Origin of the sequence: Blastococcus tunisiensis (assembly GCF_900112815.1) — a bacterium.
In the GTDB taxonomy this organism is placed as follows: domain Bacteria; phylum Actinomycetota; class Actinomycetes; order Mycobacteriales; family Geodermatophilaceae; genus Blastococcus_B; species Blastococcus_B tunisiensis.
Genome location: NZ_FOND01000019.1, coordinates 20,552 through 41,665, shown reverse-complemented (window position 1 = coordinate 41,665; position 21,114 = coordinate 20,552). Strand labels below are relative to the sequence as shown.

Below are 21,114 nucleotides of genomic sequence, written 5' to 3'. Positions count from 1 at the left end.
CACCCTCGCCGTGAGCATCGCCGTGCTCGTGCTGCTCGGTCTGGGTGCGGGCTGGTACGTCACGAACCGCTACGCCGGCAATCTGGAGCGGACTGACGCCTTCGGCGGTCTGGACGAGGCCGCCCGGCCCGCGGCGCCCACCGAGGCCGCATCGGGTGCCGCGCCGCTGACCTTCCTCGTGGTGGGCTCCGACACCCGGGCCGAGGTGGCGCCCGGGGAGCTTCCCGACGGCCGGTCCGACGTCATGATGCTGGTGCGCGTCACCGGGGAACGGCGCCACGCGCAGGTCGTCAGCCTTCCCCGGGACTCCTGGGTGTCGGTGCCCGGGGTCGGCATGGCGAAGCTCAACGCGGCCTACGCCTACGGCGGGCCGGGCCTGCTGATCGAGACCGTCGAGACGCTGACCGGCGTCCGTATCGACCATTACGCGGCCATCGACTTCGCCGGCTTCGTGCAGATGACCGACGCGCTCGGCGGCGTCGACGTCGAGGTGGCGGAGACGACCACCAGTGGCCCGTACACCTACACGGCCGGCGCGAACCACCTCGACGGGCAGGAGGCGCTGCAGTACGTGCGGCAGCGCCACGGGCTGCCCGGCGGCGACTTCGACCGGGTACAGCGTCAGCAGCAGTACCTGCGGTCGGTGTTCACGTCGCTGTCGCAGCAGAACGTGCTGAGGGACATGGGGGCGCTGGACTCCTTCCTGCTGGCGCTGACCGACGCCATGGTCGTGGACGAGACGCTGTCGGCCTCCGCCCTGCTCGACCTCACCTACGAGTTCAGGTCCCTGCGGCCGGACGGGCTCACCTTCCTGACCGCGCCGGTGGCCGGCACGGGGCGGGAGGGAGCGCAGAGCGTCGTGTACCTGCAGCAGGACCGCGCGGAGGAGCTCTGGGGCTACCTACGCAACGACTCCCTGCAGGCCCATGCGGCGGAGTTCGGCCTCGACACGTTGCCCGCCGTGCCGAACTAGGCGGCCCGCGGCACGGGAGGCAGGCGGGGCATGCGCACGGTCGGCGCTCCCTGCTCCCTGTCCTCCTCCAGCAAGGGCGTGATGTAGCCGAGCGCTACGGCGATCTGATCCACCACGTCGGCATGGAGGTCCTCCGGTTCGTCGATGGGATCGACGACGTCGAAGTCCGGCCCCAGGGGCCTGGCGAACCGCAGTCGGGTCTCCCGCCAGGCAGCGGCCACCGCCGGCCCGCGGCGACCGCTGGCCAGCCGCAGCTGCTGCTCGACGACGGCGCGTGACAGCGCCGCGGCCTCGAGCACGGTGAAGCACTTCTGCATGGCGCGAGGGTTGAGGGCCACAACCTCCTCGCGGTGTTCGGCAGTCATCGTGAGCACCAAGTCGGCCCAGTCGACGTCGTCCTCGGACAGGCGGTGTGACGTGAAGCCGTCGCCGGAGACGCCGTGAGCCCGTAGAGCCCGAGCGGTGCTCGGGTGGATGGGGCGTCCCGGCCGCGCGAGAGTGCCTGCGCTGCGGACGGCGACCGAACGGCCGCTGCGCATGGCCCAGGCGGTCAGCATCCGGTCGGCCGCAGCGGACCGGCACAGGTTTCCCGTGCATACGAACAAGAGGCTCGCCCCAGCGAGGCCGTCGGCCGACGTCATCAGCTAGCAAGCTTACCGGTGGCCATACAGCGAGACCGGCGCTGAGGAACGGGAACCCCGAGATAGCGGCATCACCCCAGCGGTCGGCACGAGGCGCAGGGCTACCTCATCAGAAGCCCGTGAAGCCGGCAGCACTCGCTCGTGGGCGTTACCGACGGCGGTCAGGACCAGGACGGCAGCGAATTGATCTGACCGGCTAGCCACGAGGACTGGTTCTGCAGGCTGCCCAGTGCCGTCTCCATGGCGGTGAACTGGCGGGTGAGGGCCGCCTTGCGCGCGACCAGCCGGACGTCCCAGGCCTCGATCTTGTCCTGGATGTCACCCGCCAGGTCGTCGCGGCCCTGGGCGAGCAGGGTGAGCGTGCCGATGGTCGTGTCGGACGCGACCTTGGCGACGTCGAGCAGCCGCTGGGCCACGCCCGGGACGACGTCGTCGGTGTTGCCGCTGACGCCGTCCGGACCCGGTCCGGCGGATCCGCCGGCGCCGAGCCGCTGCGCCAGCGCCGGGTCGTCGGCCAGCGCGGCGCTGAACTTCGCCGCATCGAAGGCGATCGTGCCGTCCTTGTTGAGCTGGATCCCGATCGTCGCGGGCGAACCGTCATCGCCCACGGCGAAAGACACCGCGTCGAGCACCCGGCCGGCCAGCGTGCGCAGGGCGCTGTCGCCCTTGAGGGTCGAGGCGGCGCCGCCATCGGGATCGGTGTTGGCCCTGATCCCGCTCAACGCATAGTTGGCGGCGTCGACCATCGCCTGCATCTTCGTTGCGACCGCAGCGGGGTCGGCGTCCACCTCCACGGTGACGCCGGTCTCGGGCTTGCTGACGGTGATCGTCACCCCGCTCATCAGGTCGGCGAAGGTGTTCGTCGAGGAGGTCACGTCGTAGGCGCCGGTGCCGCTACCTACGGTGAGCTTGGCGTCGACCCCCTGGGTGGCGACGGCGAAGGTGCTGGCGTCGCCCAGGTCGAAGGAGGCCGCCGCACCGGAGGTCTTCGAGGTCACCTGCAGCCGGTACTGCCCGTCGGCGACCTTGACCGCGGTGGCGCTGAGCCCGAACTCGCTGTCGTTGATGGCCTTCACCGCGTCGGCGAGGGTGCCGTCCCCGCCGACGGTGATCGTGCCCTTCACGGTGCCGTCGGCGGCCCGTACCTCGATCGGCGAGGTCATCCCGTAGGGGTCGGTGGTCGCCGTCCAGTTGATGCCGCTCACCACCGAGTGGGCGGCGGCGGTGTTCTTCACGTCGAAGGTCAGCGACCCGGCGGGGGCGCCCGCGGTGGCGGTCGCGGCGACGCTGGTCGCGCTGCTGGTGGCCTTCACCGCCGTCCAGGTCTCCGGCTTGAGCATGGTCTCCGCGGCGGCGCGCAGGGCGTCGAACCGGGTGTTGACCGACCGGTACGCCGCGGCCGTGGCCGTGGCGATCGATAGCCGGGTCTTCAGCGCTGCCTGCGGGACGGCCTCGGCCTGGAGGAGCTGGGTGATCAGAGTGTTCGTGTCGAGCCCGGAAATCAGGCCGCCGATGCTCATCGTCATGTTCTCGTCCCCTGCGCAGGTGGTCGTAAAGATCCACTTTCGGTGGAGGCGCCCCGAACGATCAGGTTCCTCACCGGGGACATCGGGCCGGACGCCGCCGAGGGCGAGCTTTTTCCCGGGTTCCCACCCCAAAGAAGGACGTCCCGGCCGGACGCAACCCGATGAACGCACTCGGTGCGCTCACATGAGCCCACTGGCGCTCATGGACTACGGGGAGGGGCCTCTTCTCGGTTCCTGGTGAACGGCAGAAGCGTTGAGCCGAGAGCTTGCTGGCTGTCGCAGTCGGGGCAGGGCATGTGGTGGTGGTCCCGCTCGGCGGCGGTGACGCAGCCGGCTGCTGGATGCCGCTCGGCCGCAACCGGACCACAGCCCCGTCCCGCGACAGCTCGCTGTCCCTCCCGCAGCCGAGGCCGTAGTCGATCTGCTGCCCGTTCGCATTGATCAGCGCCCTGAGCGTCCCGGGCTCGAGCTGGCGAACGCGATGTTCGACTACCTCGAGATCTTCCACAGCCGCCGCCACCACTCCGCCCTCGCTGGCTCACACCCATAGAGTTCGAGAACCGGACATCGATCACTGGGGCATGAAGTCCAGCAATGCGACTCCACGGAACGCAGGGCACACCAGAGTCTCCGAACTCGCCGGGGCGGTTCAGTCGGGCCGGGAGGCGCGGTCCCGGAGCATGTCGACGCACCAGGACGGTAGGACGAGCATTCGCAGTCCGGTGTCGGTCTTGGTGCTCTTGCGGACCAGTCCTTGGCTGGCCACCCGGACGACCGCGGCCCGCACCTCGACCGTGCCGGCGTTCAGGTTCACCGCAGCCCACGTCAGCCCGGCGGCCTCGCCGATGCGCATCCCGGTACCCATCATCAGGCTGACGAAGTCGGGCAGGTCGCGGGCGATGGCCTGCTCGTCGTAGGCCAGGGCCGCCCGGAGCTGCCGTAGTTGCGGCACCGTCAGCGCGCGCGGCGCGTTCTTCACCTGCGCGCTGAGTGCGCCCACGTCACGCAGCGGGTTGCGGTCGAGCGCGTCGTGGCGGGAGGCCATCGCACACATCCCGACAGCACCGAGCGGGTCATCTTGGCCGTCGCCAAGCCGTGCTGCTCGATGATCAGCCGAAGTGCCGGTCCAGAATCCCGATGCTCAGCTCACCAATCCGCAGCTGCCCGAGACCGGGGAGAATCTGCCGGTCGAGGCGGGCGCGGTAGGCCTGCATCGTGGTGGGGGACAGGTCGGTCAGGGCGGCGTACCAGGCCTCGGCGAGCGCGGACAGCCGGGTGTCGGCGGTGAGCTGCTGGTCGGCCTGGGTGCGGGCGCGGTCCCGCACGGCGAGCTTGAGTGCCCGTTCGGCGGCGGCTCTGGTCTTCCCCCACCGTTCCACCGCGCGCGTCCGGCCGTCGTAGTCGCGGGCGAGCGTGCGGGCGCGGTAGCCGCTGCCGATCTGGTAACAGCGGATAGCGCGATGGGTGCCCAGCGGCGGAGGACGGCCCACGGCCCACGGCCCAGTTTACCGCCAGAAAATCCACGGGCGGTAGCGGTATCCGCAGGCACGCTGCGGTACCAGGGGCGCATGGGCCTCGGCGAACTGACTGCTCGGTAGCGTCAGGCAGCGTTGAAGTTCGCTGTCGCGATCTTGAAGGCGATGGCGCTGGGTGGGCTGACAGTCTGGCGCAGGGTCGTCCAGGCCGGGTGGTTGGTCATCCGGGCGAGCTTGATGGTGATGAGGTCGCGCAGGCCCTCGGTGGACCAGCGGCTGCCGCCGATGTCGGTGCGGGCGTTGAGTTCACGCATGACGCGCTCGAGCACGCCGGATCCGAGTTCGGGTCCGCCGAGGTGGGCCAGGCGGCGGCGAACGTCGGGGCGCAGGCAGGTGAAGACCTGATCGCGGGCGCCGGCCAGCAACTCCCGCGCGGCGTGGTGGCCCTCGGCGGTGACGGTGGCGGCGAAGGCGTCGTAGGCATCCAGCGCCTGGGTGTGGGTGAGGCGCTCGCGGGCGACCCGGTGCAGCAGGGCGGTCAGCTCCGCGCGCTTGGCGTTCGCCCACGGGTGCGGTGCCTTGTCGGCATACAGCGCCCAGCGCAGCGCCCGGGGTAGGTGCCACCAGCAGCGCTGGATGGGCACGTCGGGCCAGACGCTCTCGGCGAGCCGGGTGATCGCCAGCTCGCCGTCGACGACCACCACGGCCGGCGGTTCCAGGTCGCGCAGCTGCGCCGTCATCGCCGCCCACGGCTGGTCCAGGGTCAGTCCCAGCAGGGCCGTGGTGGCCTGGCGGCGCCGCCGCGGACCGGTCCGGCCGGTCACCCCCAGGGCGATGTTGCAGGTGACCCCGAGTCGGCGGCGGCCGGCGCGCATCCCGGTGCCGTCGAGGACCACCACGTCGGCACGGCCGGGAGCGTGCGGTGAGTCGGCGCAGCCGATGCCGTCGAGCAGCGGCGCCAGGTCAGCGACCGCCGAGTGCGCCCGCCCGGCCGAGCCGGGCACGCCGAAGGCGGCGGCCGTCGCCCCGGCCCGGGCGAAGGACATCTGGGTGGCCAGCTCGGCCAGCTCCACCATCAGCCGGTCGGTGCGTCGCTTTCCGGACAGATCCAGCATCAGCAGCAGGGGCGCGAACACCCGCCCACAGGACCGGCAGCCGACGTTGGCCAGCTGGATGCGCACGATCCCGGCGGCGGTGTCGAACCGGCGCGGGCGGGTGCGCTTGCCCTTGCGGGCGAAGTCGCTCATCACCCCGCATCCCGGGCAGCCGAAAGGTGCCGGCAGGTCCCGCACCGGCAGCCACTTCGGCCCGCAGACCCGGTCGATCAGCTTGTCCTGCAGATCCTCCAACGCCGCGGCCAGCGCGGCCGCGGGCAACTCCTCGCGCATCGCCACCGCCCACGCCTCCAGCTGCGACCAGGTCAGCGACTCGTCGAGCTCGGGCAGCTCGGCGGTCAGGGCGAGAGTAGTGAGCGACACCGATGACTCCTCGGAACGAGAGGCCATCACCTCAAGTCAAGATCCGAGAAGTTCAACGATGTTCCGTGCTACCGACTGCTCATAAGGCTGTAAGGGTGCAGCCGGGTCGGCAGCGGTCAAACCCGACCTGACAACTGTGCGGTTAGGGGTTCCAAGTCCCCTGGTCAGCTCAAAACCCCAGGTTATACGGGTGTGGTCTCCATCCCAGTGTCGCGATACCGCATTACCCCCAGCTTATTACCGTTTTTGCAGTTTCAGGGTAGGAGTCGGCTGGCCGTCAACCAGCGCCAGCCGGTCAGAGGTCGGGACGCTCAGGGCTAGAGCACCATGTCCGTCTGCCGATCGGGCGCATCTGCTGGCGCCGCGCGCTCGGCCAGCCGGTGCTGGCGGCCGCCGTCCGGCGTACCGAGTTGACGTCCCGTCAGGCCGACGACGTCGCCGACGACCCACACCGCCGGTGGGCGGATGCCCTCGTCGGCCATCGTCCGGGGCAGATCTGCGAGCGTCGTTCGGATCGTGCGCTGCGTGGCCGTCGAGCCGTTGCTGACGACGGCAGTCGGAGTCTCCGGCGCGCGGCCGTGCTCGATCAGGGCGGCAGCGATGGCCGGCGCGGTGACCACCCCCATGAGGACGACGACGGTCCCGCGCAGCCGCCCTATCGACGCCCAGTCGACCAGTGAGTCGGGGTGTCCGGGCGGGAGGTGCCCGGAGACGACAACGAACTCGTGGGTCATGCCCCGGTGGGTGACCGGGATGCCGGCCAGGGCGGGGACGGCGATCGCGCTGGTCACGCCGGGCACGACCTCGACCGGCACGTCGGCGGCGAGGCACGCCTGGAACTCCTCCATCCCGCGGCCGAAGACGAACGGGTCGCCGCCCTTGAGGCGCACCACCCGCCGGCCGGCGAGGGCGTGCTCGACCAGCAGCGCATTGATCTGTTCCTGTGCCATGGACCGTCCGCGCGGCAGCTTCGAGGCGTCGATGACCTCGACCTCGGATGACAGCGACGCCAGCAGCGACTGCGGCGCCAGGTGGTCAGCGAGGACGACGTCGGCCTGCGCCAGCGCCTGGTGTCCCCGCACGGTGATGAGCCCCGGATCGCCCGGTCCGCCGCCGACGAGCGTCACGCATCCAGTGCCCGTGCCGACCGGCGAGCGGGCCCCGTCGGCGATGCTCCCGTCGGTCAGACCCGCCAGGACGGCGTCAAGCACCACTGCGGCGCGCTCCGGCCGTGCGTTCTCGTGCACCCCGACCACCAGGTCGCCCAGCCGCCCGACGGCGGGCGTCCACGCGCTGGAGGCTGCGTGGTCGTCGACACTGGTACAGAAGATGCGTCTCCGTTCGGCCTCCTCGGACACCGCCGTGTTCACGCCGGAGTCGTCGGTCGCCGCCACCGCGAACCAGGCACCGTCGAGATCGCCGGGCTCGTACCGGCGGCCCTGCCACGTCAGCGACCCCGGCGCGGCCAGCGCCTCCAGCGCCGGGGTCACCTGCGGGCTCACGACGGTGACGACAGCACCGGCCGCCATCAGGCCGGCCACCTGCCGGTGGGCGGATTGGCCGCCGCCGACCACGACCACCGTCCGTCCGTGCAGCCGCAGACCGACGGGATGGACCACTTCGGAACCGGCGCCGCGGGACGTCCCGGTCATCCGCTCTTCTCGGTGACGCCGGCGGAGTCGAACGTCGCGACGTCGCGCAGCGCGCGGGCCGCGCCGGTCACCAGGGGCAACGCCAGGAGGGCACCGGTTCCCTCCCCGAGACGCAGATCAAGCCCGAGCAGGGGGCGCAGTCCGAGGTGGGCCAACGCGATGCGGTGTCCCGGCTCGGCCGACACGTGCCCGGCCACCGTGTAGTCCAGCGCCGCGGGACACAGCGCCGCGGCCACGAGCGCCGCGGACCCTGCGATCACGCCGTCGAGCAGCACGGGGGTTCGATGGGCGGCCGCCCCGAGGATGAACCCGGCCAGGGCGGCATGCTCCAGACCGCCGACCTCGGCGAGGACGGCCAGTGCCGCCTGCGGGGTCGATGGCTGCTCCGTCACCCGGGCGGCGGCGCGTCCGACGACCGCGACCTTCCGGGCCAGCGTCGGATCATCGACGCCCGTCCCGCGACCGGTGGCCGACGCAGGCGACGTCCCGGTGAACGCGCAGACGAGTGCCGCCGACGCTGTCGTGTTGGCGATCCCCATGTCACCGGTGATGAGCGACCCCGAGTCAGGGGCCAGCGACGTGGCCACCTCGATGCCCACCTCGACTGCCCGGCGCGCCTCGTCGAGGGTCATCGCCGGTCCCACTGCGAGGTCGGCGGTACCTGGTCGGACCTTGCGGTCCAGCAGTCCGTCGGCGGGGTCGAGCGGGCCGGCGACGCCCACGTCGACCACGACCACCGTGGCGCCGACCTCCGCGGCGAAGGCGTTCACCACCGCTCCACCGGCGAGGAAGTTGGCCACCATCTGCCCGGTCACCTCCTGCGGCCACGGCGTGACGCCCTGGGCGTGCACCCCGTGGTCTCCGGCGAAGACGGCGACCGTCGCCGGTGTGAGCAGCGGAGCCGGGCAACTGCCGGCGATCCCGGCGAGTTGCGCGGCGACGTCCTCCAGTACGCCGAGCGAACCCGGCGGCTTCGTCATCTGGTCCAGCCGCTCGCGGGCAGCCCGCTCGGCCGCGGCGTCCCGAGGGACGACGGCGGCGATCGTGGCGCCCAGAAGGGTGTCGGCGAACGGCGTCGGGACGGTGCTCAACGGATCTCCTCGGGAATGCGGTGTGTGGTCATGACCTCGGCCAGGGCGGCCGCGAACCCGCGCGAGGTCGCCGGATCCCGGACGGCGACCCGGAGGTGGTCCGCGGTGAGCCCTGGAAAGGTGTCGCCGCGGCGCACCGCCCAGCCCCGGTGTCGCAGCGTCTGCCGCACGCGCGCACCGTCGGGGACGAGCAGGAGGACGAAGGACGAGCGCGGCCGGCCCTCCACCACCACCCAGCCCGGGAGCGCCTCCAGGAGGGCAGCCCGCCGGCCGGTCAGCTCACGGGCGGCCGCCTCGGCCTCCGCGCGGGCAGCCGGCGTGGTGCAGGCGGTCAGTGCGGCCAGCGCCGGCGTGGAGACCGGCCAGTGCGGCTGGTGTGCCGCGAGCGCGGCGACGAGGTCGGCCGATCCGAGGGCGTAGCCCACCCGTATGCCGGCCAGACCCCAGGTTTTCGTCAGGCTGCGCACCACGAGCAGGCCCGGCACGTCCCTGCGGCCGGCCAGGGACTCCGGCTCGCCCGGGACGGTGTCGGCGAACGCCTCGTCGACGACCAGCACGCGGCCGGGGCGGGCGAGCGCCACGAGGTCGGCCGCGGGGTGGAGCACCGACGTCGGGTTGGTGGGGTTGCCGAGGACGACGAGGTCGGCGTCCTCCGGCACGGCCATCGGGTCCAGCCGATAGCCGTCCTCGGCGCGGAGGAGCAGTCGGGACACCGGATGGCCGGCCGAGCGCAGGGCCAGTTCCGGTTCGGTGAACGACGGGTGGACGAGCACCGACCGGCGCGGGCGCAGCGCCCGGGCGAGCAGCACGAACGTCTCCGCGGCGCCGGCCGTGAGCAGCACCTCGGCGGGGTCCCGGCTGTGCGCGGCCGCGACGGCGGCGCGGGCCGGACCGGCGTCGGGATAGCCGGCGCTGGCATCCAGTGCCTCGTGCAGCACGGTTCGCAGCCAGGGCGGTGGCGTCCCGGCCCGCACGTTGACCGCCAGGTCGATCAGCCCGGGGGCGAGGTCGGCGTCCCCGTGGTGACGAAGCTCGTGACGGGAGGGATCGGTCATGCCGACACCGCCACGGTGACCCGGCCGACCACCGTCTTGCCCACCACCAGCGTCCCGCCGCCCACCAGCGCCGCGGCCTCGGCCACCGACGGGGTGCCCACCAGCTCCGCCACCCGGTCGGAGGGGGAGGGCGCCGGGACCTGCGCCAGCTCGGCCGCGGCGTACCCGGTCAACGGCCAGCCGCGCCGGGCGGCCGCTGTGGCGATCCCAAGCTCGGCGGCCCGGACATCGAGCGTGGCCAGCCGCACCCCGGCGGCCCCGGGCGGCAGAACGGCGTCGACGGCCGCCAGCACCTCCTCGGCGGTCACACCCGGGACGGCGCCGACCCCGACCGTAGTCACTGCGCCGCCCCCAGGCGTTCCGCCGGCAGTCCAACGGCGCCGGCCGGCGCGCACGCGGCGACGAACCGCTCGGCCATCGCCGGGCTGCCCGCCCAGTTCAGGTGCAGGTAGGAGGCGTGCACGCTGCCGTGCACGAACCCCTCCGGTGCGGTAGGGGACCACTGCCATGCGGGGGAGGATCCGGCCGCCGGGTCGGCGTGGGTGCGGTGGAACTCGTGGCCGCGCACCCGCGTCCCCGCGGCCGCGAGCACCGAGTCCACCGGGGCCACCGCCGCGCGGTAGCCCAGGACCAGCCGCTGCGACATCGCCGTCGCGACGTCCAGGACGCCGCTCATGGGGACGCCGTCGAGCTCGCGGGCGAGGTAGAGCAGTCCTGCGCACTCCGCGGCGATCGGTGCGCCGCGCCCGGCCAGGGCGGCGACGTCGGCGCGCAGCGTCTCGTTGGCCGACAGCTCCGCCGCGTAGACCTCGGGGAAGCCGCCGCCGATCACCAGTCCGGTGACGCCCGCGGGTAGCGCCTCGTCGCGCAGCGGGTCGACCGGAACGACCTCGGCCCCGGCGGCGGTCAAGAGCTCGGCGTTCTCCGCGTACCCGAAGGTGAATGCCAGGCCACCCGCTATGGCGATCCGCGGCCGCCCGGGCACCGCCGCGACCTCGGCGGCCGGGTCCCACGCGTCGGCGTCCAACGGGGGAGCGGTGCGGGCCAGCGTGAGCACGGCGTCGAGGTCCACGGCGTCGGCGACGACCTCACCGAGCCGGCGCACCGTGATGAGAGCCTCGGCGGACCGCTCGGCGGCCGGCACCAGGCCGAGGTGCCGGGACGGGGTGTGCAGCAGGTCCAGCCGCCGGACCGCACCGACCACGGGCACGCCGGCCGCGCCGAGGGCCTCTCGCAGGATGGCCTCGTGCCGGTCGCTGCCCACCCGGTTGAGGATCACGCCGCCCAAGCGAACGGCGGGGTCGAAGGTCGCGAAACCGTGCACCACGGCGGCGACGCTGCGGGCCTGCGCGGAGGCGTCGACGACCAGCACGACGGGGGCGCGCAGCAGTTTCGCGACGTGCGCCGTCGAGGCGAAGCCGGGTTCGACGGAGGGATGGGTCGCCCCGTCGAACAGGCCCATGACCCCTTCGACGACGGCGAGGTCGGCCGGCCATGGATGCGTGGCTCCGCGCAGGAACAGCGGCGCGATCCGGTCCTCACCGACCAGCCAGGGATCGAGGTTGCGGCCCGGACGCCCCGCGGCGAGACCGTGGTAGCCGGGATCGATGTAGTCGGGGCCGACCTTGTGCGGGGAGACGGTGAGGCCCCGGGCGGTGAACGCCGCGATCAGCCCGGTGGCGATCGACGTCTTGCCGGCGTCGCTGCTCGGCGCGGCCAGCACCAGCCGTGGCATCACCCGCCCGCCCGAGGTCACCATTCGATTCCCCGCTGGCCCTTCTGGCCGGCGTCCATCGGGTGCTTGAGCTTGGTCATCTCCACGACGAGGTCGGCGGCCTCGATCAGCTTCGGGTGCGCGTCGCGCCCGGTGACGACGACGTGCTGGTTGCCGGGCCGCTTCACCAGGATCTCGACCACCTCGTCGACGTCCACCCAGCCCCATTTCATGGGGTAGGTGAACTCGTCGAGGACGTAGAAGCGGTGCGCCTCGGCGGCGAGGTCGCGCTTGATCTGCGCCCAGCCCTCGGCCGCATCGGCGGCGTGGTCGGTCTCGGTGCCCTGCCGGCGCGACCAGCTCCAGCCACTGCCCATCTTGTGCCAGACGACGGGGCCGCCTTCACCGGTCGTCTCGTGCAGCCGGCCCAGCGCGCTGAGCGCGTTCTCTTCGCCGATCTTCCACTTGGCGCTCTTGACGAACTGGTAGACTGCGATCGGCCAGCCCTGGTTCCAGGCGCGTAAGGCCATGCCGAACGCCGCGGTGGACTTGCCCTTCATCTCGCCGGTGTGGACTGCCAGCAGCGGCCGGTTGCGCCGCTGCCGGGTGCTCAGCCCATCCTCGGGTACGACCTCGACCTTGCCCTGGGGCATCTCAGGCAGCCTTCCGTGGAGCGATCTGATGGGCCTGGCGGACCGTCGCTGCGAGCGAGTCGGCTGCCAGCTCCTCCAGGTGGAGGGTCTGGGCTCCGAGGTGGGCACCCAGGGTTCTGGCCAGTCCGAGCCGGACCGGCCCGGACTCGCAGTCGACGACGACGCCCGCTGTTCCCGCCGTCGCCAGCAGGCCGGCCGCGGCGTGGGCGTCGGCGAGGTGGCTGCCGCCGCGCGCCCCGGTGGCCCGGCCGTCGGTGACGACGACCAGCAATGGGCGGCGCTGCGGATCGCGCACACGCTCGACCCGCAGCAGTTCGTGCGCGCGCAGGAGTCCGGCGGCGAGCGGGGTGCGGCCGCCGGTGGGTAGGTCGGTGAGCCGGGCCGCGGCGGCCTCCACCGACCATGTCGGCGGCAGCGCGACCTCGGCGTTCGAGCCCCGGAACGTGATCAGGCCGACCTTGTCGCGGCGCTGGTAGGCGTCCAGCAGCAGTGACAGAACCGCGCCCTTGACCGCGCCCATCCGCGCCCGGGAGCTCATGGAGCCGCTCGCGTCGACGACGAACAGGACCAGGTTGCCCTCACGGCCCTCGAGCGTGGACTGGCGCAGGTCCTCCCGCTGGATCCGCAGACCGGGGCCGCGCCGGCCGCGGGCGACCTGGTGCGGCGCGGCCGCGAGCACGGTGCCGATCAGGTGCAGCCGGGTGACGCTGCCCTGGGGGGGCTTCGACCCCACGACGCGCCCGCGCTCCGACCGCGCACGCGACCGCCGCCCGGCCGCGCCCGCGCCGATGCCCGGCACCTCCAGCCGTCGGGTGCGGAACGGGTCGGACGGCGCGACCGCTGCGCGCTCGGGTGCCGGCGCGGCGTCGGCCCGCTCGCCGCCCTCCCCGCGGGGCGCCGTCGTCGGATCGCTCTGGCCGGAGACAGGCGCGTCGGCGGAAGGGCCGACAGGGCCATCGTGGCCGTCGGGATCGTCGCCGGGCGGCGGGCCGCCCCCGGACGGGCCGCCGTCGCTGGGACCGCTGTCATCGGGGTCACCGCCTTCCGGGTCGCCGTCGTCGGGACGGGCGTCGGAGAGGGCCTGCTCCAGGGTCTCGTCGTCCAGACCGGGCGCGTCGAACGGGTTCCGCCGCCTGCGGTGCGGCAGCGCCAGCCGCGCCGCGACCCGCACGTCCTCCTCGTCAACCGCTTCGCGGCCGCACCAGGCAGCGTGCGCGATGGCCGCGCGGGCGGTGACGATGTCGGCGCGCAGACCGTCCACGTCGAAAGCCGCGCAGACCGCGGTCACCTGGCGCAGTGAGTCGTCGGAGAGGACGACGTGCGGCAGGCGGGCCCGGGCGTCGGCGATCCGGGCGGCAAGCGAAACCTCCTCGTCGGCCCACGAAGCAGCGAACCGGGCGGGGTCGGCGTCGTAGGCGAACCGGCGGCGCACCACCTCGGCGCGCTGTGCGGGGTCCCTGGGGGCGGCCACCTCCACGGTCAGCCCGAACCGGTCGAGCAGCTGGGGGCGGAGTTCGCCCTCCTCGGGGTTCATCGTCCCGACGAGGAGGAACCGGGCCGCGTGCCGCACCGATACGCCCTCGCGCTCCACGTAGGCGGTGCCCAGCGCGGCGGCGTCCAGGAGGAGGTCGACCAGGTGGTCGTGCAGCAGGTTGACCTCGTCGACGTAGAGGACGCCGCGGTTGGCCGCTGCGAGCAGGCCCGGCTCGAAGGCCTTGACCCCCTCGGTCAGTGCGCGCTCGAGGTCCAGGGACCCGACGACCCGGTCCTCGGAGGCACCCACGGGCAGTTCCACCAGACGGGCCGGGCGGGTCTGGCCGGGCGCCGGAAGGTCACGGGGAGTGGCGGAGTGCGGACCGTCCGGGCAGCCGGGGTCCGGCGCGGCGGGCTCGCAGGCGAAGCGGCAGCCTGGAACGACGTCGACGGGCGGCAGGACGGCGGCCAGGGCGCGGACCGTCGTGGACTTGGCGGTGCCCTTCTCGCCGCGGACGAGCACACCGCCGATGGCGGGTGAGACGGCGTTGAGCAACAGCGCCAGCCGCATGTCGTCCATGCCGACGACGGCGCCGAAGGGGTAGGTCACGCGGGTCGACCGCGCATAGGACGCGTCCTCTCCCCGGGTGTCCACGCCCGGAGGTGGCAGGGACGACGGCGAGAGTCTCCTGGCTCCCGGATCGACGCCCGTTCCCGACCTTCCCGCCTCGGAGGGGAGAACCCCTCTGGTGCAGTGGCCGTGCTTGGGGGCGGACTCCCCGGTCACAGTGGCGGGACCGCGCCCGGAATCTCACCGGGCTTCCTCCACTGCCGTCGCGTGTGGCCCGGCTATCAGACCATGTCCGCGTCGTCGCCCGACACCCGCCCGTCGACCACCGGCGGGTCAGGCCCCGGGCGGGAGCATCGGCAGGCCCGCCGGCGGGCCGGACTCGATCAGCCGCCACAGGGCATCGGTGTCGGCGTGTTCGGCGACGAGGTTTCCGAGCCGGTCGAGGCGCTCCTCCCGGACGGCGGCGAAGCTCGTGTCCGGCGCCGCCACGAAGCGCCGGCCGGTGGTCCGGGCGACCTCGGTGAGGAAGGCGCGACGGAAACCGTCGTTCTCGAGCGCCCCGTGCCAGGTCGTCCCCCAAACGGAGCCCGAGGCTGCGCCGTCGAGGAACGGTTCCGCCGCGTCGTCGACGGTGACGACCCCGTGGTGGATCTCGTAGCCGTGCACCTGCTCGCCGAGGGCCCGTCCGACCGGCCGGCCGAGCGTCTTCTCGCGGGCGAAGTGGACATCGGCCGGCAGGAGCCCCAGGCCGGGCACGGTGCCCGCCCGGGACTCCACCTCGTCGCGAATGGTCCGGGCCAGCATCTGATAGCCCCCGCAGATGCCCAGGACCGGCGCCCCGGCGGCCGCGCGCCGTAGGACCGCGTCGGCCAGACCGGTCTCCCGGAGCCACGCCAGGTCCGTGACGGTGGAGCGGGTGCCCGGCAGGATCACCAGATCGGCGTCGGCGATCTCCTCCGGGCGGGTGGCGTACCGGACGAGCACACCGGGCTCGGCGGCGAGGGCGTCGAGGTCGGTGAAGTTCGACAGTCGCGGGAACCGGGCCACCGAGATCCGCAGCACGTCCTCCCCGTGCGCGGGTGGCCCGGCGGTGCCGGTGGCGGGCAGGCCCAGGGAGTCCTCGACGTCGAGGTGCAGGCCGGCCAGGCACGGCAGCACGCCCAGTGTCGGCCGCCCGGTCAGTCGGGCCAGCTCCTCCAGGCCGGGTGTGAGCAGCCCGACGTCGCCGCGGAACTTGTTGACCAGGAACCCGGCCACCAGCCGCTGATCTTCCGGCGGCATCAGGGCCACGGTGCCGTACAGGGCGGGAAAGATCCCGCCGCGGTCGATGTCCCCGACCACGACCACGGGCAGGTCCGCCGCCCGGGCCAGCCCCATGTTGGCGATGTCGTCGGCCCGCAGGTTGATCTCGGTGGGTGATCCGGCGCCCTCGCAGATGACGACGTCGAAGCGGGCCCGGAGGTCGGCCAGGCAGTGCAGCACCTGCTCGAGAAGCGCGCCCTTCATCGGCCGGTAGGACCGGGCGGTGACGTCGGCGACCACCCGGCCCAGCACGACCACCTGGCTGCTGTTGTCGCCGCCGGGCTTCAGCAGCACCGGGTTCATCGCCGCCTCGGGCTCGACGCGGGCGGCCGCCGCCTGCATGACCTGGGCGCGGCCGATCTCCGCGCCGTCGGCGGTGACCATCGAGTTGTTGCTCATGTTCTGCGCCTTGAACGGAGCTACCGAGACCCCCTGGCGGACCAGCCAGCGGCAGATCCCGGCGGTGACGACGGACTTGCCGGCGTCCGACGTCGTGCCCGCGACGAGCAGCGCCCCGCTCATGCCCGCCGCCCGGCCAGGCGGGCGAGGACGGCGAGGGCCGCGGCGGAGAGCCACACCGCTCGGGAGAGCCGGACGGCGCGGAGGATGTCCGGGCCCGCCGGCGGGAGGCCGCTCCCGAGGGAGGGCCGGTCCTCGACCCGGCCGCCGTAGACGTTCCGCCCCCCCAGGCGCAGTCCCAGGGCGCCGGCGAGCGCGGCCTCGCACCGGCCGGAGTTGGGGCTGGGGTGCGCGGCGCCGTCCCGCATCCAGGCGCGCCGGGCGCCGGCGGCCGAGCCGCCGACCGCGGGCGCGCACGCCACGGTCAGCGCGGCGGTGATCCGGGCGGGCAGCCAGTTGGCGACGTCGTCGAGCCGGGCGGCCGCCCAGCCGAAGCGGGCGTAGCGGGGCGACCGGTGCCCGACCATCGCATCGAGGGTGTTGACCGCCCGGTAGCCGAGGAGTCCCGGGATGCCGGCGACCGCGCCCCAGAACAGCGGGGCGACGGCCGCGTCGGCGGTGTTCTCCGCGACCGACTCCACGGTGGCCCGGGCAAGTTCGGGCTCGCCGAGACCGCTCGGGTCGCGCCCGGCCAGCGAGGGCAGGACGGCGCGGGCGGCGAGGACGTCGCCGCTGTCCAGCGCGCGGTGCGTCGCCACCGCGGTCCGGCCGAGCGACGTGCCGCCCAGCACGGTCCACGCGGCCGCCGCGGTGACGAGGACGCGCGCCAGCGGCAGCCGTCGGGTGCACAGGTCCAGTGCGGCGCCGAGGGTGATCGCCGCCCCTGTCAGAGCCAGCGCGTACCAGGTGCCCACCGGGCGGGAGTCGCGCCAGACCCGGCTCTCGAGCGCGGTGGCGATGGCGCCGAACCCGGCTACCGGATGACGTCTCCCGGGATCGGTCAGCAGCAGGTCCGCGGCCACCCCGAGGGCCAGCCCGGTCGCGGTCGAGGAACGTCGCGCCAGAGCCATCACGCCGGTCATCGTGTCAAGCCCCGAGAAACGCCCGTCCCTAGGATCGGCGGACATGCGCCCGCTTCCCCGTCTGGACGGCCACCCGCCCGTCGTGGTGGTCGGCATCGGTGCCGACGGCTGGGCCGGGTTGGCGCCGGCCTCGTGCGCGGAGATCGAGCGGGCCGAGGTGGCGGTGGGCAGTGCGCGCCAGCTGGCGCTGGTGCCCGCGTCGGTCCCGGTCGAGCGGGTGCCCTGGCCGTCCCCGATGCTCGAGGCGCTGGCGGGTCTGGTCGAGCGCCACGCCGGCCGCGCGCTCGTCGTCCTCGCCAGCGGCGACCCGATGCTGTCGGGCGTCGGCACGACGCTGACCCGCCTGCTCGGTGCCGACCGCGTGCGGGTGCTCCCCGCGCCGTCGTCGGTGTCGCTGGCCTGCGCGCGGCTGGGGTGGGCGGTCGAGGAGACTCAGGTCGTCAGCCTGGTGGGCCGTGCCCTGGAGCTGCTGCACCCGCACGTGCAGCCCGGCAGGCGGCTGCTGGTGCTCGGTTCCGACGGCGACACCCCGGCGCAGGTGGCCGCGCTGCTGACGGCCCGCGGCTACGGGCAGAGCCGGGTCACCGTTCTCGGCGGGCTGGGCGGGCCCGACGAGTCCACTCACTCGGGCACCGCGGCGGCCTGGGACGGGCCGGGGCCCGCGCTGGCGATCACGGCCCTCGAGTGCCGGGCCGACCCCGGCACCGTCCCTCTGCCCACCACCCCCGGGCTGCCCGACGAGGTCTACGAGTCCGACGGGCAGCTCACCAGGTCCGAGGTGCGGGTGGTCGCCCTCGCCCGGCTGGCGCCCATCCCGGGCCAGGTCCTGTGGGACGTCGGCGCGGGCTCGGGGTCGATCGGCGTCGAGTGGATGCGGGCCCATCCGACGTGCCGCGCCGTGGCGATCGAGGCCTCGGCCGAGCGCGCCGGGCGGATCGGGCGCAACGCCGCGAGCCTCGGCGTCCCCGCGCTGCGCGTGGTCCAGGGGCGGGCCCCGGAGGTGCTGTTCGGGCTGCCCGACCCTGATGCGGTCTTCATCGGCGGCGGGCTCACCACACCGGGCCTGTTCGAGGCCTGCTGGGTGGCCCTCCCGGCCGGGGGGCGGCTGGTCGCCAACGCGGTGACCGTGGAGAGCGAGGCGGTGTTGGCCGGCTGGTTCGCCCGCGTGGGTGGGGACCTCGTACGGATCGGCCTGCAACGAGCCGAGCCGGTCGGCCGGTTCACCGGCTGGAAGCCCGCGATGCCCGTGACGATCTGGTCGGTGATCAAGCCGTGACGGTGCACTTCATCGGTGCGGGGCCGGGCGCGGCCGATCTGATCACCGTGCGGGCCGCCAGGATCATCGCCGCCTCACCGGTCTGCCTGTACGCCGGAGCGCTGGTGCCCCGGGAGCTGCTGGACACCGCACCCGCCGGAGCCCGGCTGGTCGACACCGCGGACCTCGACCTCGACCAGATCACCGCCGAGCTCGTCGCCGCCCAGGAAGCCCGGCTGGACGTCGCCCGGCTGCACTCGGGTGACCCGTCGGTCTACAGCGCGATGGCCGAGCAGATGCGCCGGCTCGACGCGGCTGGCGTTCCTTACGACGTCGTCCCGGGCGTGCCGGCTTTCGCCGCCGCGGCCGCCTCCCTGAAGCGGGAGCTGACCGTGCCGGGCGTGGGGCAGACGGTCATCCTGACCCGCACGTCGGCCCGCTCGACGCCGATGCCACCGGGGGAGGACCTCGCCATCCTCGGCGCCTCCCGTGCGACGCTCGTGCTCCACCTGGCCGTGCAGCGGATCGCCGAGCTGGTGCCCGAGCTGATCCCGAACTACGGGGCGGACTGCCCGGTCGCGGTCGTCGCCCGCGCCAGCCGGGACGACGAGCTGATCCTGCGCGGCACCGTGGCCGACATCGCGGCGCAGGTCGAGGCCGCGGGGGTGCGGCGGACGGCGGTGGTGATCGTCGGCGCGGTGCTCGGCGCGGCGGAGTTCCCTGACAGCCACCTCTACTCGACGACGCGTCCCCGGTGAACCACCTACGCGCGGCCGACGATCGAGCCCGCGCGGTCGATCACCACGACGTCGACGACCTCGACCGGAGCGCCCTGGAGCACGCCGAGCGCAGTCTCGCGGGCCCCCGCGGCGACCAGGTCGCCCAGTGGCAGCCCCGCTGCCTGGCACTGCTGCAGCGCATCGAGCGCGGTGTTGGCGCTCCGCACGCCCGCCACGAGCGTCGCCGGCCCGCCGGCACCGGCCACCAGCGACGCGAGGAACTCCGGCGACACCTGCGAGCGGCCCGAGTGCAGGTCGAGGTGGCCGTCGGCGAGCTTGGCGAGCTTCCCGATGCCTCCGGCGATGGTCAGCCGCGGCACGGGATGGCGGCGCAGGTACTTGAGGACGGCGCCGGCGAAGTCGCCCATGTCCAGCAGCGCGTCCTCGGGCAACGCGTAGAGCTCGGCGACCACGCGCTCGCTCGTGCTGCCCGTGCAGCCGGCCACGTGCCGGTGCCCGGCGGCGCGGGCGACGTCGATGCCGCGGCGGATCGAGTCGATCCACGACGAGCAGGAGTAGGGGACGACGACGCCGGTAGTGCCCAGGATCGACAGCCCGCCGAGAATCCCGAGCCGCGGGTTCCACGTCTTCCGGGCCAGCTCCGCACCGTTCTCGACCGAGAGCTCCACGACGACGTCGCCGGTGCCGCCGTGCGCCGCGGCCACGGCGGCCACGTGCTCGCGGATGAACCGCCGTGGCATCGGGTTGATCGCCGGTTCGCCGACGGCCAGCGGCAGCCCCGGCTTCGTCACCGTGCCGACTCCCTCCCCGGCCCGGAACGCGACGCCGCTGCCGGGGGCGCCGTGGGTCACCCGGGCCGACACCAGCGCGCCGTGCGTGACATCCGGGTCGTCGCCGGCGTCCTTGACGATGCCGACGGTGGCCGCGCCGTCCTTGAGCAGCTCGCGGGCCAGCGCGAAGGCCGGGTGCTTGTCGTGGGGGAGGTCGATCTGCACCGGGTCGGGGAACTCCCCGGTGAGCAGCGCGGTGTAGGCGGCGGTCGTGGCGGCGGTCGCGCAGGCTCCCGTCGTCCACCCGTAGCGCAGTCCGGTGCTGCGCTCCCTGCCCGCGTCGGTCACGTGATCAGCATGCACGGGACACGCGCGTGACCGGCCGGGTGCTGATCCTCGGGGGCTCCGGGGAGGCGCGGCGGCTGGCCACGGCGCTGGTTGCCGAGGGTGCCGACGTGCTGAGCTCGCTGGCCGGGAGGGTGGCCGACCCGCTGCTGCCGCCGGGCGAGGTGCGCATCGGCGGGTTCGGCGGCGCGGCCGGGCTGGCCGCCTGGCTGCAGTCGCATCCTGTGCAGTCGATGGTGGACGCGACCCACCCCTTCGCCGCCACGATGACCGCGTCCGCGCTCGCGGCGGCTGACCTCACCGGCGTTCCGTTGCTGCGGCTGCAGCGACCGGGCTGGTTCCCCCAGCCCGGCGACGACTGGCGTTGGGTGGATTCGCTGGCCGAGGCTGCGGTCGCGGTGGCCGGCTTCGGTTCCGTCTTCCTCACCACCGGTCGACTGGGCCTGGCCGCCTTCGCCGGGCTGACCGCCCGGTGCGTGGTCCGGTCGGTCGACCCGCCGTCGCCGCCGCTGCCGGAGCGCACCACCGTGGTACTCGCCCGGGGTCCGTTCACCGTCACCGACGAGCTGGCGCTGATGCGGCAGCACGGCGTCGACGTCGTCGTCACCAAGGACAGCGGCGGTGACATGACTGCGGCGAAGCTCACCGCAGCCCGTGAGCTGGGGCTGCCGGTGGTGCTGGTCCGCCGCCCCCCGGTGCCGCCCGGCGTTCTGACGGTCGCCACCGTGGAGGATGCGCTGACTTGGCTGCGCAACCGGTGAGCCGCCCCGAACTTCGCACCCGATAACGGCTCGCGGCCCGGCGCCGATCGGGGCACGACGTCGCTGCCGTGGCGGACACGTCGGTGGAGGGTAAGCCCGGTCCGGTCGTGAGGATCCACGACCGCGAGGGGCGGACCTGGCGCCATCATTGGGGAATC

General features: G+C 73.8%; 19 protein-coding genes and 1 riboswitch. Of the genes, 4 read left to right on the top strand and 15 right to left on the bottom strand.

Annotated elements, in window-relative coordinates:
• The first annotated feature begins 10 nt into the window (after positions 1-10).
• Complete coding sequence (locus tag BM142_RS19750) at positions 11-973, top strand: LCP family protein (protein WP_254791091.1); 963 nt, start codon at positions 11-13, stop codon at positions 971-973.
• On the opposite strand, the gene BM142_RS19745 is transcribed toward BM142_RS19750, so the two are convergent.
• The 14 genes from BM142_RS19745 to BM142_RS19680 all read right to left on the bottom strand — a co-directional run bounded on the left by BM142_RS19745 (position 970) and on the right by BM142_RS19680 (position 17,073).
• Entirely contained in the window at positions 970-1,614 is a 645-nt protein-coding gene (locus BM142_RS19745) for an arsenate reductase/protein-tyrosine-phosphatase family protein (protein ID WP_092202458.1), read from the bottom strand. The two genes, BM142_RS19750 and BM142_RS19745, sit on opposite strands and share 4 nt — an antisense overlap.
• 161 nt (positions 1,615-1,775) lie before the next feature.
• The gene (gene fliD / locus BM142_RS19740; RefSeq protein WP_092202456.1) at positions 1,776-3,140 is read right to left on the bottom strand and encodes a flagellar filament capping protein FliD; all 1,365 of its coding nucleotides are present in this window, start codon (positions 3,138-3,140) and stop codon (positions 1,776-1,778) included.
• A gap of 649 nt (positions 3,141-3,789) precedes the next feature.
• Positions 3,790-4,185 carry a tyrosine-type recombinase/integrase gene (locus tag BM142_RS19735; RefSeq protein WP_175527371.1) on the bottom strand — a complete coding sequence of 132 codons (396 nt, stop codon included), beginning with the start codon at positions 4,183-4,185 and terminating at the stop codon, positions 3,790-3,792.
• A gap of 64 nt (positions 4,186-4,249) precedes the next feature.
• Entirely contained in the window at positions 4,250-4,630 is a 381-nt protein-coding gene (locus tag BM142_RS19730) for a hypothetical protein (protein ID WP_092202452.1), read from the bottom strand.
• 110 nt (positions 4,631-4,740) lie between these two features.
• The gene (locus BM142_RS19725; RefSeq protein ID WP_092202450.1) at positions 4,741-6,093 is read right to left on the bottom strand and encodes a transposase; all 1,353 of its coding nucleotides are present in this window, start codon (positions 6,091-6,093) and stop codon (positions 4,741-4,743) included.
• A 317-nt stretch (positions 6,094-6,410) separates the two neighbouring features.
• Positions 6,411-7,745 (bottom strand): uroporphyrinogen-III C-methyltransferase, encoded by a 1,335-nt coding sequence (gene cobA, locus BM142_RS19720; protein WP_092202448.1) that lies wholly within the window; start codon positions 7,743-7,745, stop codon positions 6,411-6,413.
• On the bottom strand, positions 7,742-8,836 hold the full coding sequence (cobT, locus tag BM142_RS19715; protein WP_092202446.1) for a nicotinate-nucleotide--dimethylbenzimidazole phosphoribosyltransferase: 1,095 nt from the start codon (positions 8,834-8,836) through the stop codon (positions 7,742-7,744). The genes cobA and cobT overlap by 4 nt, the downstream gene beginning before the upstream one ends.
• On the bottom strand, positions 8,833-9,891 hold the full coding sequence (gene cobC / locus BM142_RS19710) for an Rv2231c family pyridoxal phosphate-dependent protein CobC (protein WP_092202444.1): 1,059 nt from the start codon (positions 9,889-9,891) through the stop codon (positions 8,833-8,835). The genes cobT and cobC overlap by 4 nt, the downstream gene beginning before the upstream one ends.
• Complete coding sequence (locus tag BM142_RS19705; RefSeq protein WP_092202442.1) at positions 9,888-10,232, bottom strand: cobalamin biosynthesis protein; 345 nt, start codon at positions 10,230-10,232, stop codon at positions 9,888-9,890. The genes cobC and BM142_RS19705 overlap by 4 nt, the downstream gene beginning before the upstream one ends.
• A complete protein-coding gene (locus tag BM142_RS19700) occupies positions 10,229-11,650 on the bottom strand; it encodes a cobyrinate a,c-diamide synthase (RefSeq protein ID WP_092202440.1) in 1,422 nt (473 codons plus the stop codon). Before BM142_RS19700 ends, BM142_RS19705 begins: the two co-directional genes overlap by 4 nt.
• A complete protein-coding gene (cobO, locus tag BM142_RS19695; RefSeq protein WP_092202438.1) occupies positions 11,644-12,258 on the bottom strand; it encodes a cob(I)yrinic acid a,c-diamide adenosyltransferase in 615 nt (204 codons plus the stop codon). Before cobO ends, BM142_RS19700 begins: the two co-directional genes overlap by 7 nt.
• Position 12,259: 1 nt before the next feature.
• Complete coding sequence (locus BM142_RS19690; RefSeq protein ID WP_092202515.1) at positions 12,260-14,341, bottom strand: putative cobaltochelatase; 2,082 nt, start codon at positions 14,339-14,341, stop codon at positions 12,260-12,262.
• Between the two features lie 72 nt (positions 14,342-14,413).
• A riboswitch (cobalamin riboswitch) is annotated at positions 14,414-14,557 on the bottom strand.
• 78 nt (positions 14,558-14,635) lie between these two features.
• Positions 14,636-16,126: a cobyric acid synthase gene (locus BM142_RS19685; protein WP_092202436.1), complete on the bottom strand. Its 1,491-nt coding sequence runs from the start codon at positions 16,124-16,126 to the stop codon at positions 14,636-14,638.
• Entirely contained in the window at positions 16,123-17,073 is a 951-nt protein-coding gene (locus BM142_RS19680; RefSeq protein WP_092202513.1) for a cobalamin biosynthesis protein, read from the bottom strand. Before BM142_RS19680 ends, BM142_RS19685 begins: the two co-directional genes overlap by 4 nt.
• Before the next feature lie 55 nt (positions 17,074-17,128).
• Between BM142_RS19680 and cbiE the strand changes: the two genes are divergently transcribed.
• The gene (gene cbiE / locus BM142_RS19675) at positions 17,129-18,361 is read left to right on the top strand and encodes a precorrin-6y C5,15-methyltransferase (decarboxylating) subunit CbiE (protein ID WP_092202434.1); all 1,233 of its coding nucleotides are present in this window, start codon (positions 17,129-17,131) and stop codon (positions 18,359-18,361) included.
• Positions 18,358-19,098 (top strand): precorrin-4 C(11)-methyltransferase, encoded by a 741-nt coding sequence (cobM, locus tag BM142_RS19670; protein WP_092202432.1) that lies wholly within the window; start codon positions 18,358-18,360, stop codon positions 19,096-19,098. Before cbiE ends, cobM begins: the two co-directional genes overlap by 4 nt.
• A 5-nt stretch (positions 19,099-19,103) precedes the next feature.
• Here cobM and BM142_RS19665 read toward each other — a convergent pair whose 3' ends face one another.
• Positions 19,104-20,198, bottom strand: coding sequence for a cobalt-precorrin-5B (C(1))-methyltransferase (locus tag BM142_RS19665; protein ID WP_092202430.1), 1,095 nt, complete (start codon positions 20,196-20,198; stop codon positions 19,104-19,106).
• 26 nt (positions 20,199-20,224) lie between these two features.
• On the opposite strand from BM142_RS19665, the gene BM142_RS19660 reads away from it, so the two are divergent.
• Complete coding sequence (locus BM142_RS19660) at positions 20,225-20,956, top strand: cobalt-precorrin-6A reductase (RefSeq protein ID WP_092202428.1); 732 nt, start codon at positions 20,225-20,227, stop codon at positions 20,954-20,956.
• Positions 20,957-21,114 lie beyond the last annotated feature (158 nt).

Coding starts and splice junctions, on each gene's coding strand:
- BM142_RS19685 (WP_092202436.1), bottom strand. CDS start 16,126: ATGAGCGGGGCGCTGCTCGTCGCGGGCACGACGTCGGACGCCGGCAAG.
- BM142_RS19700 (WP_092202440.1), bottom strand. CDS start 11,650: ATGGTGACCTCGGGCGGGCGGGTGATGCCACGGCTGGTGCTGGCCGCG.
- BM142_RS19735 (WP_175527371.1), bottom strand. CDS start 4,185: ATGGCCTCCCGCCACGACGCGCTCGACCGCAACCCGCTGCGTGACGTG.
- cobO (WP_092202438.1), bottom strand. CDS start 12,258: ATGCCCCAGGGCAAGGTCGAGGTCGTACCCGAGGATGGGCTGAGCACC.
- cbiE (WP_092202434.1), top strand. CDS start 17,129: ATGCGCCCGCTTCCCCGTCTGGACGGCCACCCGCCCGTCGTGGTGGTC.
- BM142_RS19680 (WP_092202513.1), bottom strand. CDS start 17,073: ATGGCTCTGGCGCGACGTTCCTCGACCGCGACCGGGCTGGCCCTCGGG.
- fliD (WP_092202456.1), bottom strand. CDS start 3,140: ATGACGATGAGCATCGGCGGCCTGATTTCCGGGCTCGACACGAACACT.
- cobA (WP_092202448.1), bottom strand. CDS start 7,745: ATGACCGGGACGTCCCGCGGCGCCGGTTCCGAAGTGGTCCATCCCGTC.
- BM142_RS19745 (WP_092202458.1), bottom strand. CDS start 1,614: ATGACGTCGGCCGACGGCCTCGCTGGGGCGAGCCTCTTGTTCGTATGC.
- cobC (WP_092202444.1), bottom strand. CDS start 9,891: ATGACCGATCCCTCCCGTCACGAGCTTCGTCACCACGGGGACGCCGAC.